This window comes from Nostoc sp. DSM 114160 (assembly GCF_053470305.1).
The window spans coordinates 60,174-83,828 of the sequence record NZ_JBPFGO010000002.1; the positions used below are offsets into that span (position 1 = coordinate 60,174).

General features: G+C 41.9%; 26 protein-coding genes and 4 pseudogenes. 14 read left to right on the top strand and 16 right to left on the bottom strand.

Features of this window, described 5'->3' with window-relative positions; genetic code table 11:
* Positions 1-30 precede the first annotated feature (30 nt).
* Positions 31-606 carry a Uma2 family endonuclease gene (locus NSTCB13_RS17270; RefSeq protein ID WP_448267165.1) on the top strand — a complete coding sequence of 192 codons (576 nt, stop codon included), beginning with the start codon at positions 31-33 and terminating at the stop codon, positions 604-606.
* 88 nt (positions 607-694) lie between these two features.
* Here NSTCB13_RS17270 and NSTCB13_RS17275 read toward each other — a convergent pair whose 3' ends face one another.
* From NSTCB13_RS17275 to glpX, 4 genes are all read right to left on the bottom strand, one after another.
* Positions 695-1,285, bottom strand: a complete 591-nt coding sequence (locus NSTCB13_RS17275; RefSeq protein ID WP_445631518.1) for a Uma2 family endonuclease — start codon at positions 1,283-1,285, stop codon at positions 695-697.
* Between the two features lie 46 nt (positions 1,286-1,331).
* Entirely contained in the window at positions 1,332-1,892 is a 561-nt protein-coding gene (locus tag NSTCB13_RS17280) for a DUF2087 domain-containing protein (protein WP_445631517.1), read from the bottom strand.
* A gap of 99 nt (positions 1,893-1,991) precedes the next feature.
* The gene (locus NSTCB13_RS17285) at positions 1,992-3,278 is read right to left on the bottom strand and encodes a glutamyl-tRNA reductase (RefSeq protein ID WP_448267166.1); all 1,287 of its coding nucleotides are present in this window, start codon (positions 3,276-3,278) and stop codon (positions 1,992-1,994) included.
* Positions 3,279-3,518: 240 nt separating this feature from the next.
* Entirely contained in the window at positions 3,519-4,556 is a 1,038-nt protein-coding gene (gene glpX / locus NSTCB13_RS17290) for a class II fructose-bisphosphatase (protein ID WP_445631515.1), read from the bottom strand.
* Positions 4,557-4,912: 356 nt separating this feature from the next.
* Here glpX and NSTCB13_RS17295 point away from each other — a divergent pair, with 356 nt between their 5' ends.
* The 7 genes and pseudogenes from NSTCB13_RS17295 (at position 4,913) to grxD (ending at position 9,820) form a co-directional block, all read left to right on the top strand.
* A complete protein-coding gene (locus NSTCB13_RS17295; RefSeq protein WP_448273278.1) occupies positions 4,913-5,485 on the top strand; it encodes a DUF981 family protein in 573 nt (190 codons plus the stop codon).
* A gap of 161 nt (positions 5,486-5,646) precedes the next feature.
* Entirely contained in the window at positions 5,647-5,961 is a 315-nt protein-coding gene (grxC, locus tag NSTCB13_RS17300; protein WP_069070140.1) for a glutaredoxin 3, read from the top strand.
* A 173-nt stretch (positions 5,962-6,134) separates the two neighbouring features.
* Positions 6,135-6,620 carry a tRNA adenosine(34) deaminase TadA gene (gene tadA, locus NSTCB13_RS17305; RefSeq protein ID WP_448273279.1) on the top strand — a complete coding sequence of 162 codons (486 nt, stop codon included), beginning with the start codon at positions 6,135-6,137 and terminating at the stop codon, positions 6,618-6,620.
* Between the two features lie 112 nt (positions 6,621-6,732).
* On the top strand, positions 6,733-7,488 hold the full coding sequence (locus NSTCB13_RS17310) for a lysophospholipid acyltransferase family protein (RefSeq protein ID WP_445631511.1): 756 nt from the start codon (positions 6,733-6,735) through the stop codon (positions 7,486-7,488).
* Between the two features lie 809 nt (positions 7,489-8,297).
* Positions 8,298-8,906, top strand: a complete 609-nt coding sequence (locus NSTCB13_RS17315; protein ID WP_448267169.1) for a hypothetical protein — start codon at positions 8,298-8,300, stop codon at positions 8,904-8,906.
* A gap of 226 nt (positions 8,907-9,132) precedes the next feature.
* Positions 9,133-9,391, top strand: a pseudogene (locus tag NSTCB13_RS17320) (BolA family protein).
* Between the two features lie 105 nt (positions 9,392-9,496).
* On the top strand, positions 9,497-9,820 hold the full coding sequence (gene grxD / locus NSTCB13_RS17325; RefSeq protein ID WP_445631509.1) for a Grx4 family monothiol glutaredoxin: 324 nt from the start codon (positions 9,497-9,499) through the stop codon (positions 9,818-9,820).
* Between the two features lie 346 nt (positions 9,821-10,166).
* On the opposite strand, the gene NSTCB13_RS17330 is transcribed toward grxD, so the two are convergent.
* A complete protein-coding gene (locus NSTCB13_RS17330; protein WP_194042008.1) occupies positions 10,167-10,415 on the bottom strand; it encodes a DUF6761 family protein in 249 nt (82 codons plus the stop codon).
* A gap of 582 nt (positions 10,416-10,997) precedes the next feature.
* On the opposite strand from NSTCB13_RS17330, the gene NSTCB13_RS17335 reads away from it, so the two are divergent.
* Positions 10,998-11,771 carry a response regulator transcription factor gene (locus tag NSTCB13_RS17335; RefSeq protein WP_445631508.1) on the top strand — a complete coding sequence of 258 codons (774 nt, stop codon included), beginning with the start codon at positions 10,998-11,000 and terminating at the stop codon, positions 11,769-11,771.
* A gap of 116 nt (positions 11,772-11,887) precedes the next feature.
* On the opposite strand, the gene NSTCB13_RS17340 is transcribed toward NSTCB13_RS17335, so the two are convergent.
* From NSTCB13_RS17340 to NSTCB13_RS17355, 4 genes and pseudogenes are all read right to left on the bottom strand, one after another.
* The gene (locus tag NSTCB13_RS17340) at positions 11,888-12,661 is read right to left on the bottom strand and encodes an ABC transporter ATP-binding protein (RefSeq protein ID WP_448273280.1); all 774 of its coding nucleotides are present in this window, start codon (positions 12,659-12,661) and stop codon (positions 11,888-11,890) included.
* A 27-nt stretch (positions 12,662-12,688) separates the two neighbouring features.
* Positions 12,689-13,256, bottom strand: a pseudogene (locus NSTCB13_RS17345) (hypothetical protein).
* A gap of 68 nt (positions 13,257-13,324) precedes the next feature.
* Positions 13,325-13,786, bottom strand: a complete 462-nt coding sequence (locus NSTCB13_RS17350; RefSeq protein ID WP_448267172.1) for a DUF4079 domain-containing protein — start codon at positions 13,784-13,786, stop codon at positions 13,325-13,327.
* Between the two features lie 132 nt (positions 13,787-13,918).
* Positions 13,919-14,314, bottom strand: a complete 396-nt coding sequence (locus NSTCB13_RS17355; RefSeq protein WP_445631504.1) for a DUF1830 domain-containing protein — start codon at positions 14,312-14,314, stop codon at positions 13,919-13,921.
* A 589-nt stretch (positions 14,315-14,903) separates the two neighbouring features.
* On the opposite strand from NSTCB13_RS17355, the pseudogene NSTCB13_RS17360 reads away from it, so the two are divergent.
* The 3 genes and pseudogenes from NSTCB13_RS17360 (at position 14,904) to NSTCB13_RS17370 (ending at position 18,618) form a co-directional block, all read left to right on the top strand.
* Positions 14,904-16,497 (top strand): annotated as a pseudogene (locus NSTCB13_RS17360) (photosystem II high light acclimation radical SAM protein).
* An 87-nt stretch (positions 16,498-16,584) separates the two neighbouring features.
* Positions 16,585-17,983: pseudogene (locus NSTCB13_RS17365) on the top strand (DICT sensory domain-containing protein).
* Positions 17,980-18,618, top strand: coding sequence for a pentapeptide repeat-containing protein (locus NSTCB13_RS17370; RefSeq protein ID WP_448273281.1), 639 nt, complete (start codon positions 17,980-17,982; stop codon positions 18,616-18,618). The pseudogene NSTCB13_RS17365 and the gene NSTCB13_RS17370 overlap by 4 nt, the downstream one beginning before the upstream one ends.
* 274 nt (positions 18,619-18,892) lie before the next feature.
* Here the strand turns inward: NSTCB13_RS17370 and NSTCB13_RS17375 are convergent, their stop codons facing one another.
* From NSTCB13_RS17375 to clpS, 5 genes are all read right to left on the bottom strand, one after another.
* Entirely contained in the window at positions 18,893-19,138 is a 246-nt protein-coding gene (locus NSTCB13_RS17375) for a hypothetical protein (RefSeq protein ID WP_448273282.1), read from the bottom strand.
* 4 nt (positions 19,139-19,142) lie between these two features.
* The gene (locus tag NSTCB13_RS17380; protein ID WP_448273283.1) at positions 19,143-19,319 is read right to left on the bottom strand and encodes a hypothetical protein; all 177 of its coding nucleotides are present in this window, start codon (positions 19,317-19,319) and stop codon (positions 19,143-19,145) included.
* Positions 19,320-19,387: 68 nt separating this feature from the next.
* Positions 19,388-19,927 (bottom strand): hypothetical protein, encoded by a 540-nt coding sequence (locus tag NSTCB13_RS17385; protein WP_448273284.1) that lies wholly within the window; start codon positions 19,925-19,927, stop codon positions 19,388-19,390.
* Complete coding sequence (locus tag NSTCB13_RS17390) at positions 19,924-20,757, bottom strand: CPBP family intramembrane glutamic endopeptidase (protein ID WP_448273286.1); 834 nt, start codon at positions 20,755-20,757, stop codon at positions 19,924-19,926. Before NSTCB13_RS17390 ends, NSTCB13_RS17385 begins: the two co-directional genes overlap by 4 nt.
* Positions 20,758-20,829: 72 nt before the next feature.
* Positions 20,830-21,111 carry an ATP-dependent Clp protease adapter ClpS gene (clpS, locus tag NSTCB13_RS17395; RefSeq protein ID WP_012410249.1) on the bottom strand — a complete coding sequence of 94 codons (282 nt, stop codon included), beginning with the start codon at positions 21,109-21,111 and terminating at the stop codon, positions 20,830-20,832.
* A gap of 294 nt (positions 21,112-21,405) precedes the next feature.
* Here clpS and NSTCB13_RS17400 point away from each other — a divergent pair, with 294 nt between their 5' ends.
* Positions 21,406-21,771: a hypothetical protein gene (locus NSTCB13_RS17400; RefSeq protein WP_322683624.1), complete on the top strand. Its 366-nt coding sequence runs from the start codon at positions 21,406-21,408 to the stop codon at positions 21,769-21,771.
* Between the two features lie 256 nt (positions 21,772-22,027).
* Here the strand turns inward: NSTCB13_RS17400 and NSTCB13_RS17405 are convergent, their stop codons facing one another.
* On the bottom strand, positions 22,028-22,162 hold the full coding sequence (locus NSTCB13_RS17405) for a hypothetical protein (protein ID WP_445631496.1): 135 nt from the start codon (positions 22,160-22,162) through the stop codon (positions 22,028-22,030).
* Positions 22,163-22,506: 344 nt separating this feature from the next.
* Positions 22,507-22,707, bottom strand: coding sequence for a hypothetical protein (locus NSTCB13_RS17410; RefSeq protein ID WP_292724859.1), 201 nt, complete (start codon positions 22,705-22,707; stop codon positions 22,507-22,509).
* Positions 22,708-23,178: 471 nt separating this feature from the next.
* On the opposite strand from NSTCB13_RS17410, the gene NSTCB13_RS17415 reads away from it, so the two are divergent.
* Positions 23,179-23,508: an STAS domain-containing protein gene (locus NSTCB13_RS17415; protein ID WP_448273287.1), complete on the top strand. Its 330-nt coding sequence runs from the start codon at positions 23,179-23,181 to the stop codon at positions 23,506-23,508.
* Positions 23,509-23,655: the final 147 nt, after the last annotated feature.

The window sequence follows — 23,655 nt, forward strand, 5'->3', positions numbered from 1 at the left end:
AGTTGTATATCTCAGTGGAAAAAGCTTTTTATGTCAATGATGACAGTCAAAGATTTAGAGCAAGTTCAAACCGCTTTTACCGAAGCAGGTTTAGATTACCAGCTGGAACTCGAAAATGGGAAAATTTCAGTCATGGGCCCGTCAGATATTGTATCCAGCGAAATCAGTAGTCGTCTCATCGCCTTTCTCTTTGCTTGGATAAATCCTCGTCGCTGGGGAAGAGTCTTTGATTCTGCTGGCGGTTTTATCATGCCAGATACAAACCTCAAAGCACCCGATGTTTCCTTTGTTCGTGCTTCCCGACTTCTCCAAAGTCCTCGTTACTTTGGAGAACTTGTCCCTGACTTGGTGGTAGAAATTAAATCTCAGAGCGATAAAATTAAACTTATAGTAGCCAAGATTTTAAAATTTATAGAACTAGGAGCGATCGTCGGTATTTTAATTGACCCTGATGAAGAGACAGTTACAATTTATCGCTCTACAGGTGAACCGACAGTTTTAGAAAATGGCGAAATTTTAACTATACCAGAACTTTTTCCCGGTTGGGAATTACCCATTACTGAATTGTGGCCTCCTATCTTTACCGAGGAAGAAATACAAATTTAGTGAAGGATTTTGGTAGCTACTCCCTAAACAATTCCAAGTTAATTTTGTTGGATAAATCAGCATCCGGGGTGAATCAAAGCTTTATTTTTTAATCTTCGTTATTTTCTGCAAAATTGACTTGCTCATAAAGGTCGCGCAATTCAATTTGAAAATCAACTGTTTGCAGCGATAAAATTGCAGATTCATGTTCAAGTTCAGTAAATAACCATTGACTTTCCGCAGTTTTTACATATTGCATCACATGATATTGATATTGGTCAATTAAAATATATTCCTTGAATTCGGGAATAGAGCGATAATAAAGAAACTTATCGCCTTGGTCATAATTTTTAGTCGATTTAGATAAAACTTCAGCAATTAACATCGGGTTCATAACCGTTGTTGTGCTGGTTCCTGTATAAATAGGTTGTCCTTCAATCACCATCACATCAGGATATGTATGCTGCCGATAACGGGGTATCCATAAACGCACATCACCAATATAAACATCATAATTATTGCCTCTCAACCCAAACTTCAAATAAGCATAAAAGTTGCCTGCAATTTTATTATGATTTGTAGTGCCACCCGTCATTGGTACAATTTCTCCATCACGGTATTCGCTTTTGTATTCTGCCTTTTCTTCAATTTCTAAATACTCTTCAGGTGTGTAATATAATTTTTGTGTTTCTAATTGCATAAATATACGACCTATGATTATGGGGTTGCTTATTCATCTTTCATATCTACGTTATACGCCAATAAATCCCATTTTCTCGCTGCATTAACTGGCAAGCAATCAACTCTCGTCGCAGGGTGGCGCAGTCGATATGGTAGCGTTTGAGAATATCATTTACCAGGCGTTCAGGGTAGTTGACTCCTATATCAAACTGGTTTGCTAACCATTTGAGAATTACTAAGCGCTTTTTCCGACTAGCAGGAATTTCTTTGAGGCGATTACCCTCGAAATAGTTTTTCAACACTTTGCTTTCCCAAGCTTCAGTATCCACATCCTCAATCAAGGATGCTATCTTCTCAGGTGTGAAAATTTCCTTGCTAATGCTTTGCAAAGCCTCACTATCTAATTGATATAGACGGCTATTACCTTCAGGACGCATTGTCACCAAATTTAGCTCTTTAAGTTTCGCTAAATGATGGGATACCGTCGGTTCCTTAAGTTGCAGTAGCGCCGCCAATTCTTCAACGCTGCACTCCTGATTCGCCAAAATACCTACAATCTTCAATCGGCTATCATCCGCTAATGCCTTGAAAAAGCGCAGTAAGATATTAAATTGCTCTGGTTGCATAACTAACTTCTAATTAGATAGATATCTAATTAGAAGTATATCTAATTGAAAGCTCAGATCCCCAACTTTTCACAGAAGCTGGGGATTTTGTTGTTAAATTTAACTAAATTGTTCTTCTGCATCGAGGTTGAACAGCATTTGCAGAGTTTGCATACAGCGCCGTCTAGCTTCAACATCTTGCTGCGATCGCAATTGCACCATCGGGTCATGTAAAATTTTATTGACAATTCCCCGTGTTAATGCTTCAATCACCTCTTGATGTTTTTCGGCGAATTCCGAACCCAATCTCGACAAAGCTTTTTCTAACTCTTGTTCGCGGATGGTTTCTACTTTATTTCGCAGACAGCTAATAGTGGTAACAGTTTCTAAACTGCGCCACCAAATATCAAAGGCTTCCACTTCTTCTTCTAAGAGTCGCTCGGCTTCTTGTGCAATCTTGCGACGGCTTTCGTAGTTTTGCGCTACAACAGCCTTCAAATCATCCACATTAAACGCTTGCACATTTTCCAATTCATTTACATCCGCATGAACATTACGCGGCACAGAAATATCAAATAACATTAAAGAGCGCTGAACTTCTAAAACCATTTCTAATTTGGCACGGTCAAGTATTGGCTCTGTTGCCGAAGTACTTGTAAACACTAGATCGCTTTCGGCAATTACGCTCATCATTTCCGATAGTGGATGAATTTTGATCGGTTGTTGAGGGAACAGCTTTGCTAATTCTTGGGCGCGATCGCGAGAGCGATTTACAATACTAATTTCCACAGCACCTTTAGAAATTAGGTGTTGCACCAAGAGGCGCGACATTTTACCAGCACCCAGAATTACCACTCGGCAAGCTGCCAAATTTGCCACTTTTATCTGTGCTAACTCTACAGCTGCCGAACTGATAGAGACAGCCCCAGTACCAATACTCGTTTCAGTGCGAACCCGCTTACCAGCTGTCAGCGCTTGTTTAAATAATCGATTCAAAATGGTTTTTATACCGCTATATTGCTGTCCCAGTTTGTGAGTAGTCTTCACCTGAGCCAGAATTTGACCTTCTCCGAGTACCAGACTATCTAAACCACCTGCTACCCGCATAACGTGCATCACTGCATCATCATGTAGCAGCATAAACAAGTGTTGTCGCAGAGAAAGCACGGGTAATTTACTGTATTCCGCAAGAAACTGCGTTACTTCCCGAATACCTTGGTCTGCTTCACTGGCAACAATGTAAATTTCCAGACGGTTACAAGTACTAAGAATTGCAACTTCATCAATATGGGGATAGCTGGCCAGTTGAGCGATCGCACCTTCAATTTGTGGTTCTGGAATGCTCAGTTTTTCCCGGACTTCTACTGGGGCTGTTTTATGGCTTAACCCCACCACTGCTATATTCATTTGCTAAATCGTAGTTACTAGTTGGTAGTTGAAAATAGGGCATTGAGTGAGAATAGGGAATGGGGAATTTTTGTTTATTGGTTGATAATTTTTCCAACTAATAAACAATAACTAATCACTAAATACTAACTACTAACTAGTGTAACGATGAAGCATTTGGTTGACTATTTTTCCATTTTCTAGAAAGATTTATTTCCTAATGCTTCACCTCTACTTTTACCATTCCCCATCCCCTAAAAATTAGTTCAGTTGGAGAGTCTTGCCTTCACCAAACATGTGAATTGTATCAACAAATCGAGCAGTTTTTGACTGGTTAGAAATTACCAAGCTTTGAGTTCTGGCTCCGCCGTTGAAGAAACGTACACCTTGCATGAGATTACCACTGGTAATGCCGCTAGCAGCGAACAGAACAGTTTGACCAGATGCCAATTCATGAGCATCATAGACCTTATCGGGGTCATTGATATTCATAGACTTTAAGCGATCGATATTGGCTTCTCTGCTTTCTCCAATCAGACCTGTTTTTACGATTGCGGGATCGTAAATCAGTTGACCTTGGAAGTGTCCACCCAAAGCACGCATTGCAGCTGCCGAGATTACACCTTCAGGAGCCGCACCGATACCCATCAGCGCGTGGATATTAGTTCCAGCAAAACCGCAGCTTATAGCTGCACCCACATCACCGTCTGAAATTAGGGTGACTCTCGCTCCAGCCTCACGGATTTCTTTAATTAAATCGTTGTGGCGTTCGCGCTTCATCACCACGATCACGAGTTCTTCAATCGAGCGATCTAGACACTCAGAGAGAATCTTGAGGTTTTCTGTTGCTGACTTGTTGATGTCTACTTTGCCCTTAGCGGCGGGAGGTGCTGCTAACTTTTTCATGTAAAAGTCAGGAGCAGCAAATAATCCACCTTTTTCAGAAATTGCCAAGACAGCCATCGAACCAGGTTGTCCATAAGCTACCAAGTTCGTACCTTCACAGGGGTCAACGGCGATGTCAATTTCGATTAATTCATCGGGGTTACAGAGAGCTTCGGCATTTGGTTGGGTACAGATACCAACTTCTTCCCCGATGTATAACATCGGCGCGTCATCGCGTTCGCCTTCCCCGATCACAATGCGACCGCGCATATAGATTTTATTCATCCGCTCCCGCATAGCTTCCACAGCTACTTGGTCAGCAGTGTTTTTTTCGCCTTTACCCATCCACTTTGCGGATGCGATCGCCGCTTGCTCTACTACTTCAATAATCTCTAACCCAAGTGTATTTTCCACAGAGTCTGCCCTCTCAACTGCTTGAATTTCCGCTGCTTTATCTGGCCATTTCAGTTTTCAAGTCTACCAAAGGGCGGATACACGTGGAAGAAAGTTAAGTTTTACTGCTAACTCGTTAGAAAAGTGCCAGTTAACACATCCTCATTTTTCACCCCTAACTACTCCAGTATAAAGCGTGTTCAAAAGCAACTAAGTTAAGAACTAGCACAAATAGGTAGCAGTGTATATCTAAAACATTGCTTTTATTCAGTGTTTATCTTTAGGTATAAAATAATAAAGAAAAAAAGCTGGTGAATTCACTAAAAACTAAAAAACGAGACGCAAAGTAAAAAGCTTGTCAAATTCAGAGGTTAATCGTGTTTATCGACTACATCACACTGATGTTAATCAACATGGTAGCTGGGCTATTTCTACTGGCTGACTATGTGTATCGTGGTATAGATAGTTCTAATCAGAGACAGTGGATTCCCGGTTTCGGAATTACGGGTGCGATCGCACTCACAACTGGTTTACACATGAGCTTCACCTGGCCAATAATGGGTAGCTTCAATATTGCCTTCGGTGAAACAAGTATCCTATTTGGAATCTTGTTTGTGGCGGCTGCGATTTCTCTTGCTCAAAGTTGGGATTTGTTGACAATCGCAATTTACGGCTTCTTTGCTGGTGTAGTTGCGATCGTAGTCGGTATCCGTATCATCAACTTGAATTTGACAAAGCAACCGCTTTTATCGGGAATCGGCTTTATTTTAACTGGATTAGGTGGTATTTTTGCAGCACCAACTCTCTACTGGAAAACCAACCGAACTTGGCGGCTAATTGGCACAGCAGTGCTGATAGTAGCCGCTTTAATTTGGGCATTGACTGGATATTTAGCTTACTGGAATCATTTGGAGGGTTTCCAAAAGTGGGTTCCAGCGCCGATGCGGTAAGCAATAGACTTATTGTAGAAGTAGGGAAAAGGGGAAAGGGTAAAGGGTAAAGGTATGGAATTTCCCCTTTTTCCTTTCGCCAACCGGAAAGCAAAAGTTACTTTTGCAAAATGTCTAATGTTCTAGGCTAGAGACGTAGTTAAAACTTTGCTTAATAAAACATGCTGGACTTTCTGAATCCCCTTTTAAATCGCCATCCAGAGCGAGTCAAAGCCAACGTCGAACTTTACACCTGGCAAACTTGTCCTTACTGCATTCGAGCCAAAATGCTGCTGTGGTGGAAAGGTGTAAATTTCACTGAATACAAAATCGACGGCGACGAAGCAGCTAGAGCTAAAATGGCAGAACGCGCCAACGGTCGCCGTACTGTACCACAAATTTTTATCAATAACCAGCACATTGGCGGCTGCGATGACCTCTATCAGTTAGACACACAAAGTCAACTCGATCCCCTTTTAGCCCAAGCCGCTATTTAGAAATCAAATTAGCCCCGAATGGCTGGCTTGGTAACGCTAAATTTAAGAATTTTGATTTGTTTAGCCCCAGACTTCTAATCTGCGGGCTATATGCTTTTTATTTCTTGTCGGACAGGCGAGATACTCATCCTAGAAAATGTGTGGAATTTTGAAGTTTTTATATTGATAAGAATATGTTAACTAAATACACAGAATATCTTATACATCAACAATGGATGAGTTATGCCTTAGAATTAGCAAAAACAGCAGGTGATGCGGGTGAAGTCCCTGTAGGTGCTGTTATCATTGATTCAACAGGCAAATTGCTAGCAGAAGGAGAAAACAGAAAAGAGCGTCACAAAGACCCTACCGCTCATGCGGAAATTCTCGCTATCAAGACAGCGGCAACAACTTTACAAAATTGGCATCTTAATGAATGCACACTCTATGTAACTCTCGAACCTTGCCCGATGTGTGCAGGTGCGATCGTCCAATCACGGCTAGGAATACTGGTATATGGAGTAGACGATACAAAAACTGGCGCCATTCGTACAGTTATTAACATCCCTGATAGTGCTGCTTCTAATCACCGTCTCCAAGTAATCGGAGGCATTCTAGAGTCAGCTTGTCGTCAGCAATTACAGACTTGGTTTGCTGCTAGGCGGCGTAAGGTAAACTAACGGACAGAGGTAAAACTGTCCATCTAGTACCAGACAAGTCACGCAAGAGAATCTACGGTGTAACTAATCAGACTTTTCGTTAAATTTTACCCGTCAATCAGCTGCATCCGTCATGATGGAATTTTACTCTTCATCCGATACCTGCCAGCACACACCAGCAAATCATCAGGTAGCTGGTACTACCTCAAGGGTTTCTCCTTGGTTAAGTCCTCTGGCATATTTATTAGGGCGTCACTGCCTATTACCATTATTCTTTGGACAAATTAGAATAACCGGACAAAAAAATATCCCCACAACTGGGCCTGTGATTCTCGCGCCTACCCATCGGGCGCGTTGGGATGCCTTGCTTGTACCCTACGCTACCGCTTGTCTGAGAAAGCAAGACTTGCGATTTATGGTAACAGTTGACGAATGCCAAGGTTTGCAAGGCTGGTTTGTCCAACGTTTGGGTGGGTTTCCTGTAAATTCTAAGCATCCATCAATCCGCACGCTACGACATGGAGTAGAGCTACTTCAGCAGCACAAAACCCTGGTAATCTTTCCAGAAGGCAACATTTTTCGTGATGGCCAAGTTCATCAGTTGAAACCGGGAATTGCTCGTCTTGCTTTGAGTGCTGAATCTAGTCATTCCGGGCTGGGAGTGAAAATTATACCCATAGGAATTAATTACAGCCAACCTTATCCCAATTGGGGTACAGATGTGAGTATTGACATTGGCTCCCCAATTAGAGTCGCGGATTACATGAATGGCTGTATAAAACAAGATGCAAAAAGCATCACAACTGATTTAGCAAAGGCACTGCAACAATTGAGCCATCAAGAAACAAAAGTTACTAATCACGCATTTGCAGAAATTACTAATTCTTGATTTAGTAAAACCTCATAATTATTGACCGTGCATAATTAAGAAACTGCAAAATCCAATATTTGACACTAATTACTAACTGCTATATTCATCCTGAGTAAGTCACAAAACATCAGTAGTATTTTGCAACCTTTGAGGATGTATATATATAGATTACGCTCTATTAATAATATATTCAGCCAAATTGGCATTTTTTTGAGCCAATAGCTAATTAATTGTCTGCAAACTACTGAATTGCTTGATGATAAATATTTTCACATTCGGTCAGACAGTTAAATAAAAGTTAGGAAGCGCCGACTGAAGACATGGCTAATCTGAAATAATTTGGTGCGATGCCTACGGCGGTCACTGAGCGCAGCAGAAGTGCGGGCTACGCCTACGCAAAAACTTCAAGCAGTGCTTTGAGAAAATTCTCCTGCCAAATATCCCAGTTAACCAGAGATAATAGACCTCTTGGCATTTGTGCTTTTTGCACTCTTGGGGGAAAAGGTTTTGGTTAAAGGGGAAGGGGACTTTTGCAGAACCTTTTCCCCTTCCCCCTTCCCCCTTTTCCCGACTTATGCAAGAAGTCTAATTATTGGGGAGGAAAGCTGGTAGTTAAGCAGATGGTGACGCACTCTCCCGTAGGTATCACTCATCACAGCGATATAAGTTTATTAGTATACAGGGGTAATGGGAACTCTATTAAACTGATTTTTAGTCTAAATCAGAGATACTTAGGATGTAACTTTGCTTTGTCCAAGACCAAAACAGAGTTAAGATACCCGAAGTTTCCATAACTCTTTTGTATAGTTGTCGCACTAATTGATCCCATGAACACTGCTGTCGCTGTTACCTTGATGCACCGTACTGTTTTATCAGTTATAGCAGTCCTCAGCCTGCTATCACCTGTGAATGCTCAGGTATTACAGTCACCAGGCACTACCAGCCAACCACAACTCATTGACCCCAACGATCCTAATAACCTCCGCCCCATAACCGAAAATAACAGCCTTTTGAGCATTGCAGGTGGCGATCGCTTAGTAAAAGATGCAGAACAAGCTGTTTCTGCTCAAAACTACACCTTAGCTGCTAAGAAACTGCAAGAAGCACGTCAAGTTTATAATCAGCTATCTAATTTTTATCAAGAGTTAAATTCTAGCTTTTCGGGAATTGACAACAGAGTTTCTGATTCTCAGCGTCAAAAAGCTCTATTAACAGCCCAAAAGCGAGATGAAGCCACTTTTCAGCTAGCATTGGTACATCGGGCACAAAATCAGCCAGAATTAGCTGTACCATTGTTGATTCAAATAATTAAGAGTCAAAACCCGACGCGGGATTTAGGCAAGAAAGCCTATAAACAGTTATTTGAGTTGGGTTTTGTTGATTCTCCCTATCCCAGAGAAGGTGGTAGTTCATCTTCCTCATCCCCAAAAAAATAAATTAAATTTTTGTTACCTGTTTTTCCCTACCCACATTTCCTTAACCAGTCGCTTGGGAACGCCCCAGTGCTAGGATAGAGCTATCCGCCGCAGCCAAAACCTGAGCGTTCTCAAAAATACACCTTAGAGGCGCGTGTATCTACAGCCTTGCCAAAGCCTGAAGTTGGCACAGGCATTTGCTCTATATCTGTTAATAATAGAAAAGTAAGTTTTTTCAGGAATTGCGATGATTAGTCCGCAACAGGTTGAGGAAATGATCAAGGCGGAACTGCCAGACGCACAGGTTCAGGTGCAAGACTTGACTGGTGGCGGCGACCCACTATCAAGTAACAGTAGTTTCATCGCACTTTGCAGGTAAAGGACTAGTGCAACAGCACCAGTTAGTTTATGGTGCGTTGGGTCAAGCGATGTCAACTGAAGCGATTCATGCCTTGGCGGTGAAAACATACACTCCCGAAGCTTGGCAAGCAACAGCAAGTTCCTAAAGTTAGGAGTTGGAAGTTAGAAGTTAAGAGTTATGAATTATGAATTTTTAACTCCTCACTCTTCACTCCTCACTCTATTAATGCAACATAGGAAACATAATTACCATGACACCAGAACTCAAAGACAAAATTGATAGCTTGGTACAAGAAAACAAGATTTTAGTTTTTATGAAGGGAAACAAGTTAATGCCCCAATGTGGTTTCTCCAACAATGTTGTGCAGATTCTCAATACCTTGGGAGTTCCCTTTGAGACGGTTGACGTTCTCTCAGACCCGGAAATTCGTCAAGGTATTAAAGAATACTCTAGCTGGCCGACAATTCCCCAAGTATATATTAATGGTGAATTCCTTGGCGGTTCTGATATCTTGATTGAACTGTACCAAAAAGGTGAATTGCAAGAAAAGGTAGAAGTAGCATTAGCTTCTTAAGCTCTCTTTAGCCAAACTAAAGGGTATGTTGCTGAATTTGCACTTCGCAATCGAGTTAATGTGCCGTTTTTAATATCCTTGAAAGGAGAGATACTATTTATTTCCCCTTTCAAGGGTTTTTTAATCGGTTTATGACAAAAATACTCTTTGTTGGACTTGATTTTATTGCTAAACAACAATCCCCTCAGTCTAATTGGCAAAACCAATATAGGGCTGAGGGGATGCGTTTAATCAATACAATATCTCCAAAATTTCACACCACGACAACCCGTTGACGAATACAGATAATATGCTATAATCATCTGCGGTAATTAACGGTTACTATCAACGACCAGGCAAATGGTACTTAGTAGTAATCGGGTTGTGGCTGTGGTTGCGGTACTGCAAAGTTCGATCCATCGTACAAGAAGCGGCTGGCCTCCTCTTCTAGGCGATGAATCAGATAAGGTTCAATGACATTGCTATGTCGCAGTGCGGCTAGATATCCATCCAAATACATCCGCATATCATCCGTGCGATAACCGCGATTCCATAGCTCGATGAAGGCATCGGTAAGTCTTTGGTAATAGCGGATGGTTTGTGTGTCTTGGAGCATAACTGCTGTATTAATCTCTTTGGAATGAGAATTGTAAATGATTCACGCTAAAAAGTGAAGTGTAATTTCACTTTGGCATCAACTCAAGGTCAACACATCTACTTTGGGTATTACCCTCATAGCAGCTACAAGCTACTTTAATCCTATTCCAGAAAACATCGATTCTAGTTAACTGCTAAGTTATTTTTTTGATTTTCACAATCAACAGCCCAATTGTATTGATGTTATATTCCTGGATGAAGCACTAAATTTTTGCGATAAAATTGACTTTCATCATCAAGTTGAAAAGCTGTTGTAGCAGGGTTAGCTAGTTGGGTTCTAGATATTTGTCATATAACACCCATCTAAAAGCAAAATGTTAAGCTAAAAGAACTTTTTATAAGTCTAACAACACTTTCGAGAAATTTAATAAAAATTTAATAATATTTCTAATCGCCTATCAGCAAGGCATAGATTAAAGATATTGCCACTCATTTTATTAGGAAATGTAAAGTTAATTGCAATTGAAGTAACAAAGGCTACAAAACCTTAGAGATGGGCTTGTTACTTTGAAAGTCATCGACGCTAAGGGGTCTTGCCGCCGTGGGTTCGGTTTGTATAGAAATCATTGAGGGGAATCCCCATTTGAGATCGTTGTTGGGTTGGCACTTGCAACAACTGGAATACCGCGTGCATCAAGCTGCCAGTATTTATCAAGCAAGGGAAGTATTTTTAAGCCATCAACCAACACTGGTAGTTTTAGATGCAGACCTGCCTGATGGTGATGGCATTGAGTTTTGTCGTTGGTTGCATCGTCAGCAGCAACCTCTAATTTTAATGCTATCTGCGCGTAATAGTGAAGCTGATATAGTTGCAGGTTTAAAGGCGGGTGCAGATGACTACCTGAGCAAACCTTTTGGAATGCAAGAGTTTTTGGCACGGGTAGAGGCACTGATTCGGCGGAAGCGCACACCTATTGCACCAGCTTATTTGGATTATGGCACTTTGCAAATAGATTTAGTTCAGCGTCGTGTCCGCTTTCAAGGGGAGTTTATTGACTTAACGCCTCAAGAATTCAGTTTACTGTACGTTTTAGCACAAGCTGGAGGAGTACCTCTAAGTAGATCGGAATTGCTGCGTCGTGCTTGGCCTGACGCTATTGATAACCCTCGTACCATTGATACTCACGTTTTATCGCTGCGGAAAAAGGTTGAACTCGATCCCCGGCAACCCAATTTGATTCAAACTATCCGTAATGTTGGATACCGTTTTAACATGGAAATTTTGAATACGAATATTTCACTGTCACAAACAACAAAGTTAGCTAGAGAGAGATTTAATAATCAACGTTCAACACTTACTAGTAGTCAAGTGTGAATGGGGCATCCCTTCGGCTTACCTCGGCTTCGCTCGGCACAAGTCGCTCAGGGCAAGTGGGCATTGGGGTGAGGGGGAGTAAGAAAACGATTCCTGATTCCTGTCTCATCCAAAATTTAAAATCCAAAATCGTCTTGAGCTGCTGCTTGAATCAGGCTTTTTCGTAATTCAATCCAGTCTATCTCTGAGGCTGTTTGATTTGCGAATAAATGACCTTGTTGTAGGTGTAATAACCGAGTGCAAAACATCTGGGCTAGTTCCAGTTGGTGATTTATCATCAAAATCGTGGTTTGATGAGTTTGACTCAACTGGGTTAAGACTTGCATTAAATGAGAAGCCGTACCAGTATCGAGGGTAGAGGTTGGCTCATCTAATAATAATACTTTAGGCTGGATGACTAAGGCACGAGCGATCGCTACTAGTTCTCGTTGTCCCGCAGAAAGTTGCACCTCTGTTCGCCCTAACCATTCATGGGGAATGTGCAGTTGGTCTGTCCAGTGATTGACTCGTTCCTGAATTGTCTGTTTGGGTAAACCACGCAAAACTAAAGGATAAGCCAAGGCTTGCCCAACTGTCATCCCCAACAGCTTTGACTCTTGCAATACAAGTACAAGCATCTGCCGTAGCTGGATGACGGGAATTTGGCGATATTCTTGATTTTCAAGATAGAGTTTACCACTCGTGGGTTCAATTAGGCGATTGATGAGGCGTAATAACAAAGTTTTCCCAGCGCCTACTGGGCCTACAATGGCAATGCGATCGCCCTGAAATACCTCCAAGTCAATATCTCGCAATATGGGATACCCTTGCTGATTGCCGGGAAGTTGGGTTTTCAGCTTTGTAAACAGATTAACTTGCTCTAGCCTGAGTGTGGCTTTTGCTGTATTCAACGGGACTGAGGATTGCAGAGAAATAACCTAAGTTAATTGTGTACTAGTTAAAGCTGTAGCGATCGCCCAGCCATCGACTAATAGTAGCAGCAGAGTGAATACTAGTAAAATCAGGTACATCCAAGGCTGCGCTAAAGGGCGAACATCTGTGGTGTCAATACTCGTCTTTGCTTGGACAATTTGCACCAAACGGGCAAATCCAGCTACACGCATCGGTAGTAAATAAGCTTTCCCATCCTGGCTGAGGAAGTAATAAACTAGCCCTCCTTGGCCAGTACTGCGGGGTTTTAACTCTTTGACTTGTGACCAAGGTAAAGACCCAGCCTTTACGAAAAAAGTGAGGCACCCAGGCGGGGTAAGTAACTTGAATTCCCTCGTCATCTACCATTACTTGTTCAGTTAATACCGCGTACAAGGCAACTAAACCGATGCCAATCCCTATCCACAATAATTCTGGAGGTACGGGTGCAGCTGTTACCTGCGATAAAAAGGGTAATGGGACTGTGAGTGCTATGTATAGACTCAGCAACGTTATCCGAATCAAAGGAGATAGACGAAAAACAGAAGCTGAGATATAGGCTGAGTTTGCTGTCACGGCTCAATTACAATGCTTTTCTTCATTGTAGGATAGGTCTATGTCCCTGGTAGTTGATGTATGGCAGTTCACGGTAAATACTTCTGCACTACAATCCAACCAGTAAGGGATACCCAGGCAAATCCTATAAATAGAATAATATTTACGCCGATGTGTAAGGGTCTAGCCCAAGGTCGTCTAGCACTAATTTGGGTGGCGCTAAAAGCAGATAGTAAAACTAATGCTACCACTATCAATCCTGAGACCAGGTGTGACGAGTGACCTAAAGAACCAAAGTGCCCTAAAGTGCCAACAATGCCGATCGCTAGCAGTAGTAGCACTAAACTTACCATGCTGATGCCCATTGTATAGTGAAGCGATCGCACCCCTTTATTACCGCCCATAAATGGCGTAATAAAAGGAAATTGTTGCGAAGTTCTCGCCCGAAACATCCAAACGCCGGTGATTGCTAACATTAGATATGCCAGCAGGGACAACCCCATCGACCAGGCGGCTATTTTCCACAACCAAAGAAATGAAGGCAGATTCATAAGAATGATTGTAGATGAGATGAGGGAGACAATGAGAATAACCAATGCCCCATACCCAATAAATAATAAACAAAAAGTAAACAAAAAGGGCTGCTAAATTAGCAACCCTTAAATTTAGATAAAATTGTTTTTTTAATCAACTGAGGCTAAACCAAGGATTTGCAAGGGTTTTGTAGTATCTCCAATTTTTGTATTAATTTGCTGCACCATTAGTTTGGTATTAAAAGGGTCTTTTTCATCTGATGAGTCTGTATCAAACTCATTAGTACTGGGTTCTTCGAGCATCAGGCGATCGCACGGAATCTTATCGGATAAAATTGCACTTGCCATCATCCCTGTATGAATCTCCACTTGACCTTTTGGTGGAGCTTCAAAAACTAAACGTTGTCCAGGGAAAACAACCCTTTCAAAATACCAGTTGGGAATATTGGAGATGCGAGCTACCTGTATTTTGCTCGTGGCATTAATGTAGCAGCAGAGAATTTTTCCTGATTGCTCAGGTGGTAGAGGATCTAATATTTGAGCCATAACTGCTGAGGAGCTTTACGCCACAATTTTACATTACACTAGCCAAGCCTAACACCCACTGATCCCCAGTTGTTGTAACTGCGAATACCAACTGAGTCTTTGTAGATTATTTCTGTCTAAAGATATATTTTCAGTTATGAAAATTTTGTAATTATTCACACCTTTTTCGGAATTATACACTATAAAGAAAAGTTTTTGAGATTTTTTGCTGGTATAAAAGTTTCTATTCTCTGAAAGCAGATTGTTAGGGAATTGACATAATAACGATCCCCTAGCTTTTAGCATAGCGAGGAAGTGAGTTTTGCTCTTTCATCTATCCCAGGATTAATCGGCAGGGATCATCGCTTAATGAATAAACTCAATGTTATGGTAAAGCTATATGAAAAAATGTCTTCAGAAAGCTCTCTATAGATTCCATGTATGTTTTATGCACAGCAATTTTAGCGTTTTTGGCAGTTGTTAACGGCAGGTTAGCGGGTATCAATAATCGGCTGAAATGTCAAGCATGATTGCGATCGATAAAACCAAATAAAACAAGCACACACTTTAAAAGTGAATGTTTTTCTCGCTTTCTCCACAGATTGGCAAGATGGAAGTTAAAACACAGATGATGGAAAATCGAATTCTTTACGTTCGCCTTCCTTGTAACCCCATCTTTCCTATTGGGGTTGTCTACCTAAGCGATCATGTCCACAAGCAGTTTCCTAATATTGAACAGCGCATCTTTGATTTGGGAACAGTGCCACCTTTAGATTACAGTTCGGCTCTGGATCGCTGTATTGATGAATTTAAACCGACACTGCTAGTATTTTCTTGGCGGGATATTCAAATTTATGCCCCAGTTGGCGGACGTGGTGGCAACCCGTTGCAAAACGCCTTTGAATTTTACTATGCCAAGAATCCTCTATTGAAACTACGCGGCGGATTGGGCGGTTTGCGAATCTTCATCGCTTATTATGTAGAGTTGTGGCGAAACCAGAGCTTAATCAAACGCGGTTTAAAGCGTGCCCAAAAATATAATTCTGATGCTCGCGTAGTTGTCGGTGGTGGTGCAGTCAGCGTATTTTACGAGCAATTGGGTAAAAGTTTACCCCAAGGAACAATTATTTCTGTGGGTGAAGGCGAAACCCTGCTGGAAAAACTTTTAAGTGGCAGAGATTTTCGAGATGAACGCTGTTACGTTGCCGGAGAAACTCAACCACGTCAACGGCTAATTCACGAACAACCCACCCCAATAGAAAAAACAGCTTGTAACTACGACTATATCGAAAGCATCTGGCCGGAATTTAACTTTTACCTGCAAGAGCAAGACTTTTATATAGGTGTACAAACTAAACGTGGTTGTCCCCACAACTGTTGTTATTGCGTCTACACCGTCGTCGAAGGCAAACAAGTACGCATCAACCCAGCAGATGAAGTAGTTGCTGAGATGCGCCAATTATACGATCGCGGCATTCGCAATTTCTGGTTTACCGATGCTCAATTCATCCCCGCGAAAAAATTTATCGCCGATGCTGTAGAATTGTTGCAAAAAATCGTCGATTCTGGTATGACAGATATCCACTGGGCAGCATATATCAGAGCCGACAATTTGACACCGGAATTGTGTGAGTTGATGGCGAAAACCGGAATGAACTACTTTGAAATCGGGATTACCAGTGGTTCTCAAGAACTTGTGCGGAAAATGCGGATGGGTTACAACCTGCGAACCGTCTTGCAAAACTGCCGTGACTTAAAAGCCGCTGGTTTCAACGACTTAGTTTCCGTCAACTACTCCTTTAATGTGATTGACGAACGTCCCGAAACCATCCGCCAAACCATTGCTTACCACCGCGAACTAGAACGGATTTTTGGTGCTGATAAAGTCGAACCTGCTATCTTCTTTATTGGACTACAACCCCATACCCATTTGGAAGAATATGCTTTCAAAGAAGGCATCCTCAAGCCAGGGTACGATCCAATGAGTTTGATGCCGTGGGACAGCCAAAAAACTTCTCTGGAATCCCGAACCCCTTGGTTCATTCTTCGGCGAAGTCTGCTTGCAAGCTTGGCAACAAAACCCCAACGACTTCGGACGCGAAGTCATGAACATCTTAGAAGAAAAGCTGGGTTGTGCTGACTTAGAAGCAGCACTGACAGCACCATTAGAGACGAAAGAAAAACAGTTAGCAGGTGTATCCTAGAAAACACTAAAATATGAAGAAATTCAGAATTTTGAATTTCTCCCTCTTTCTTACTCAGTGCCTCTGCGGTTATTTTTACCAAATCCCATGTTAGAAGGTTCAATACTACAAAAGCTAGAAACAGCCCATCGCCATACCACCAGGCCAATTCGATTCGGTGTTTACTATAAAAATACCTTAGTTGCTCTGTGCCACGCTCTAGAAGATCATATCTTAGCCGATGACGGTACACCCTTAGTCATCACAGCCTTTCAACAGGGGAAATGGTATCTACAAGAAGCTGAACGATATGCAGACATCGCCCAGTACAGTCGCCATATTGCCATCATGGCTGCCTCTGAATCTGGCTTTGCTGAACATTCTACCAGCCAGCTCCCCAATGTAGACTTAGTGGGATTAGATTCAGGCGATCCAGTAGCGCAGGAGTGGCACTTAATTATTTTATCGCCAAAATACACAGCAATGGTAATTTGTCAAGAATTATCAGAGGCTGACTATGGCAGCGCTGGAGTACCGACATCGGACTTAGAGCGTAAATTCTATGGCTTGTGGACATTTGAGCCGGAGTTAGTACAAGAGACAGCAGAAATAGCGATCGCTCACATCAAAAAATACAACCCAGAACTGGCAGAAAAACTCACAGCCGACAAACAACAAATTGTCCCGTCAATGGCGAGATCGGAAAATTTAGGTGCAGTTGTCTCACGTGTAGTAGATTACCTCCAGACTGGGCAAGATAATTTATCCATCCCAACAGCGTCTCACCAACAAACCCTAGATCGCAACTTGGTTTCCAACGAAATCCAAGCCTTTTTGCGAATGGCGCAACTAATGGATATGGCAGATGTCAACAATCCAATGGCAGCTGCGGAAGTGGTAGGACTTGCTGAAGCGATCGCCCAGCTTTTGGATCTTCCCGCATGGCAGATTAAAAGATTGCGCTTGGCGGCTTTGTTGCATCGCATAGATCCGTTACAGAAAGCAGAAAGCGTTCTCACTGACGGTATATCCACACGCTACCAAGAAGATGCCCCTAGTTGTCCCTTAACTTGTCCCTTAGTACCAGGGGCGCAAGTATTGCGAACCATGCCACGATTACGAGCAGTTGCCCAAATTATTACTCACCAAAGCGAGTGGTGGAATGGCACAGGGGAACCAGCAGGTTTATCTGGAGATGAAATTCCCCTAGAGTCGAGGATTTTGGCATTATTGGCAGACTTTCAGTGGCGAGTCAATGAGCGAAAATCGTCAAATCAAAGCCGGGAACAGATATTTACTCAAGCTTTAGATGAGTGCAGACAGCAACAATCTACCCGCTTTGACCCTAAACTTGTAGATACCCTAACTTTATTGGTGATGGGTTTACAACAGGGACTCGACTTACCCATCATGACACCCAAAGTCAGCGCCGGCATTTGGATACTTGATTCTCAATGGGGACAGCCACAGCAAGATAAGTGAGCAGATTGGTAGTTACTTTACATGAACATTGAAGCCATTAAATTAGGAAAACTCAAACAACTTCCAGGCGCAAATTTAGAAGACGAGGAACTCTCTCGACTGGATTTAAGCCGGATTAATCTTGCTGGCGCTACCCTTGTCGGCACTAATTTCGCTGCTTCCAAACTCGAAGGTGGGCATTTGGAGGGAGCGAATTTAATGGGGGCGAACCTCCAACAAACTGACTTGCGGGCGAATTTAATGGGAGCGAACCTGATGCAAGCAGATTTAACAGGTGCTGACTTGCGGGGTAGCAATTTGCGTGGCGCTAACTTGATGGGAGCCAGACTTAGTGATGTGTCATTGGTGGGTGCTTTCTTGAGTGGTGCTAATTTGATGAATGTGAACTTGCAAGGCGTTGATTTGCGCGGTGCTGACTTGCGCGGTGCAAACCTGACAGCGGCAAATCTCAAAGGTGCAGATTTGAGTCGCGCCGATTTGCAAGGGACGTTGTTGAGTGAAGCAAACCTGGAAGAAGCCGACTTGCGGGGGGCGAATTTGGCAGGGGCGAATTTGACGGGAGCGAATTTACTCTGTGCAGAGTTAGAAGGTGCAAATTTGAGTGGTGTTAATTTGAATAAAGCGTGTGTGGTGGGGACTGTGGTTGAGGCACTTGCGTAAAGATTCTACCAAAAAGCCCAGTAACCTTGGCTATTGTTAAAATTTTTACAGATGAAGCAGGTGATAATTTGTAAGCCTAAAAGAAATTATCAGACTAGCAAAGCAGCTTTCAACTGTGGACAAAGTACGTTTGATCCAGCAAATTGCTCCTGATATAAAACGCGAGTTAACAGATAAACTCTCCACCTTTCCCCGCCAATCCTTGTGGGGACTATGTGCTGATTTAGCAAACGCACCTTCCACAGAGGAAATTGATATAGGCCTGAAGAATGGGCTAGCTTTCCACGGGAGGATATTTAATGCTCTGTGCTGTATTATCAATATATTCTTGTGGGAAAATTTGCCTTCCTAACAGCAACGCTTCTTGCCTTTCCTCATCTGTCATATAATCATCTCCCTTGAGTCCTCTTGGGGTACGTCGAGGATTTCCTCCTGCATCTAAATATCGCTGACGTGCGATCGCAAATAATTCTAATATTCTTTGCGCTTGCTGCTGTTTAATGGTGTTAGATTGCGTCATCGTTTTATTCCCATCCGAAGGTCACTACTTCGCCGTTTTGTAATATCGTTGCCAAGGGTAAAACAGTGCTAGGAGTTTGAATGTGCCAATACCCTGTGTCTTCATCATATAATCTCCAAACAAGTAAGTTTAGAGCTTCTAAGGCATTTATTACTAAGTATTGCTCTTCTGTGGGTTCCACAAATGGTAAGTGTTATGTAAGCCAGTGCTGATCTTATCAGAGAGGCGATCGCTCAGTCCTTCCTCGCGTTAATATACTTTCGTTGTCTTATTGGGGCATTTTACTATGCCGTTAATGTATTTTGGGCGAGAGGGTGGGGCAAAACTTTCAACGCTTTTACAAACAATACTTAGCGTTTTCAGTTGTTTATCTCCAGTAATGGGAACAGCAAAGACTGCTCCAACATACGACTTAAGCTCAAAGCCCCACTTTCCATTACAATAGTCTTGAACGGCATAGCTATAAACAGCATCAGTAGTTGTCTTAGAGATAACGTCAGCATTTATCTCAGTATAGTAACCATAACAAATTTCTCTTCCGAAAATTGGTGGAAAGTAACCATATTTAGTTCCTGGTTCATCAGGAGGTTTAAAAAAGGTTTTGTGTTTGGAGAAGTAACTCTGTTGCTCCTGAATCTTATATATAATATGCTTTTCTGTTTCTTTCTCAAGTTTTGATATCTTTTCATCCATTGCCTTATTTTCGTCTTTATTATTACACCCAGTAAAAAGGAAGCTTAGTGGAATAATTAGTACTAAAGCTGATACGATTAATATTTTTATTTTCATATATGACGCGATCGCTCAGTTCGCCCCCGTATCCACAAAGCTAGTACACTCATTAACAACACCCCCATCACTCCTTGCAGGGGATTATTATTCACACCAGTTACCCAATCAGGAACTTCACCAGAGTATTTCACTAATTTCCCCACATTAATAATGTAGTAACCCCAAACTAAACCACCATGTAAACCAATTGGTAAACCCAAGCGTCCCCTCCGCCAACGCTTTCCCCATACCTGCGTTAATCCCAGCAGTACTAAAGCTGGAAATTGCGGCAGTGTATGAATAATTGCTTCCAAAGGTTTAATAAAGTGCAATGTAGCAAAGGCAGTTGCATCTGTCCACAGTGCCACACGCAGACTGTAATCTCGTTGTAACTCATCTAGCAACCAGCCTCGGAATAACAATTCCTCAGCAAATCCAACACCTAAGCCAACAAGTAAACCCTCTAAAACAACTTTCAGCAAAAAAACTTTCGGTTGTTGCCACACCAACCAACCCAATAAACTTTCTACCCCAAAAAGTATCAAAATATTAATTATCCCCAGAGCCAAGCCACGCAGTAAATCCACACCGTTTTGCCGCGTGAATTCTAAGCCATAATGCCGCAGAATTTGGGGCTGCTGGTAAACATATTTACCCCATAGTTTCAGGAGGAGAATAAATATCGCATATAACAATACCAATGTCAATATACTTTCTAAGTTTGAATCATACACTAGTAAGTATATTGGTGTAGCCAATGGCAACCATAGCAACAATAAAGTCAAAATAAAAGCACCCAGCCTAATAGGGGCAGGGCGTTCAGCTAAACGGACAAGGTTTTTTTTCATACTAATATCAGTCACCAGCCAACACTCTATATTTTGACTAATGACCAATGACAAATGACAAATGACCAATGACTATTCATCAGGTTCAATCGTGCTACTTAAACCGTGACTTATCAATGTTTCGCAATAAAACTCAGCGTGTTCCAAGGCGCAAGTAATGACTAAAGCTAACCCGTTAGTATGGGCTTCCATCATGATGCTCACAGCTTGGGGTTGGGTAAGGCTTGGCACAGTGGCTATTAGTGACTGCACAACATGCTCCATCGAGTTGTAGTCGTCGTTATGGAGCAAAACGCGATACCGAGGCGCGAGCTTGCGGGTTGTGGAAGGCTTTTGAATAGTTTCAACTGACACGGCTCTTTGCTCTTTTCTCGTTAGTTCACTACAACAAAGTCTCTGTTTTGCGATCGCTCAACAGTTGTTTACCTATTCTATAGTATTTCTGCTCAGATACTATGCTAGGAAAACCCTTTGCTGGCAGGGATTGGTTGATTAATTTTGCGTAGCCACCTGATAAGGCACACGTCTAAGACATGGCTGCCGTAAGAGTGCTACCCTAATCTTACAGAAGCTTTTCTTAAACGTAGCGCATTTTCACTTTTAAAATTAAAGAAGTTGCAAGCAAAACAATCCTTGCCCCTGCCCAAGATGGACATGAGCCTAGATTTTCTTCAAACGGGACAAATTGTGTCTCTAGAGTATGGCGACAGGAACCTGTATGCAGAAGTCATTCAATTTGTAGTTTCCCGCCAGTTGTGCTGGGTGCGTCCTTTATTAATGGTTACTTTTATAGAAGAATCACCCCTAATTACCGATTTGCGAGACGCATCTGACTTACTTTGGCCTGCCAATTTATTTCGCCCAGCACTAGACACAGAAGTAATTACCTTCTTGAGCCAACTTTTAGCCAAAGAACCAAAAACTGAACCTGATTCAGCCGCAAAGCAGCAACTCAATCAGTTTATTCACCAACTTTGGCAAGCATATCAAGAGGGATTGGTGATTGGAGATTAGGATGGGGCATGGGGGAGGCAGTGCGGTCTTCTCCCTTGGCGCTAGCCTCTCACGAATGGGAGAAGGGGAGACGCTTTAGCGCATAGCGCCGGCGGCAAGCGAGGTACGAGCGTCTGGGGTTTGCCCAAGTGGAGCAACTGCCGTCATTGGGAATAGGCAACATAGAGACTTCTTGAATAATTCCCCCTTGTCTTCCCAGTCGCCAGTCCCTAATTCCCAGCATTTTTCATGTGTTGAAGACTATGAAATTCGATTGCTAAATTCTTCGCACCAGAAATTTTTTCGTCCCTTCGTAAGGTCGATAATTGTGGTTAGGAGCGTTGTCAATCGCTTCATGCATCACCTGAAGGATATGACTAGAAGTCAGTTTATCTGGCTCGCCAGTAGCCATATTGATGATATCAACTCCCTTAGCAACGAGTTCATTCCGCTTGTGGACAAATTCAGCAAACAGATTGGGAGGAATTTTTTTAAGCGTTTAGCGAACTGTATGGCGATTTTCGATAGAATGCACAATGTAGAGGTTTTTGAGTACAGCTGACGCCACCTTAACTATTTAAATAATCGACCTCATAGAAAAATACTAGCTAATCATACCGCCCTTTTATCCCCCTGCTAGATTTAATTACGAATTACGTTAGGGAGTCCTCGTATCCTTACAGAGAAGCAAGCTACACAGAACTTCTGTCTGCAACACGCTATTCGCGTTCTTAGAAAGCGTGATTATGAATTATTTTAAAATCCCAGGCTAGGAACCAACTGGATTCGTCCAGCATCCATCTCTGCCATTAATAATTCTAAGGCTTCGTAATCAACATCAGAAATGTACCCTAATTCCGTCAGTTCTGAGTTGATTTCATTCTCTATCTCAGGAGTTAGTTTTTTAATGTCAAGAGCTTTTTCTACCAATTTACGAATAGCGTACTGAGTTTTCATAAGTAATAACCCAACTGTAATATGACACTAATAATCCCAGATTGGCCTCAGTATAAAGAGCGATCCAAATACTAACTTAGTAGTGATATATATCACAATTTAATTAGTTAGAGAGATAATTCACTATGACTTTGCTGTATGCCATCAGCAACGCTAAAGTGTAAGATTTAACCTACTGTTAAGACTTGGCTAAATTAGCTTTAGTTATAGACTAAGCAAGCTTTCTCAGCATAGTTACTGATAAATTGTCTGCTTTATGGCCGTCTATAGTTGATTGTTTTTGAAGTGACATAAAAAAAAAGTATATATAAACACATTTTAACCTGGAATTATAACAATCTTTAAACAGACATCCTAAAGCAATAAAGATTCAGCAAAGAGAGCTAAGACGTATGGTCGATGCAACAAAATAGAGTTTATGTTCAAATAATCCTTAGCTTGACGCTTCAAAATTCTTAATAGGATGTAACTATGCAGGCAGTGCTTAACTATCCCAAGATTGCAGTTATTCGCCCCCAAGGGTGTTTAAATGCTGCAAACGCCTTGGAATTTGAACGAGATATGGCTACAGCGTTGGCGCAAAATGGTATTTCCACCTTGGTAGTAGACCTCGCAGCAGTAGAATCCTTAGACAGCGCGGGGTTGATGGCATTGTTATCTACACACAAGCTGGCTCTGACTTTAGGAAGAAGTTGCCAACTTAGCGCTGTTGCCCCACAAATTAGAATGATTTTTGAACTGACGCAACTCGATAGGGTATTTGAAATATTAGACGCTGAAGCCAAATTGGCCCAAATATAACTTTATGTAAAAGACAAAGGTTCGGGCAATAATTAAGTGGACTTTATGTAAAGGAGTTGTAAGTTGCAACGATAAAATCTGTTAGAAGACCTAATTCAATGCTAATGTTGGGTTTAGGTAGCTGTAATTAAGGTAGCTAGAAGATAG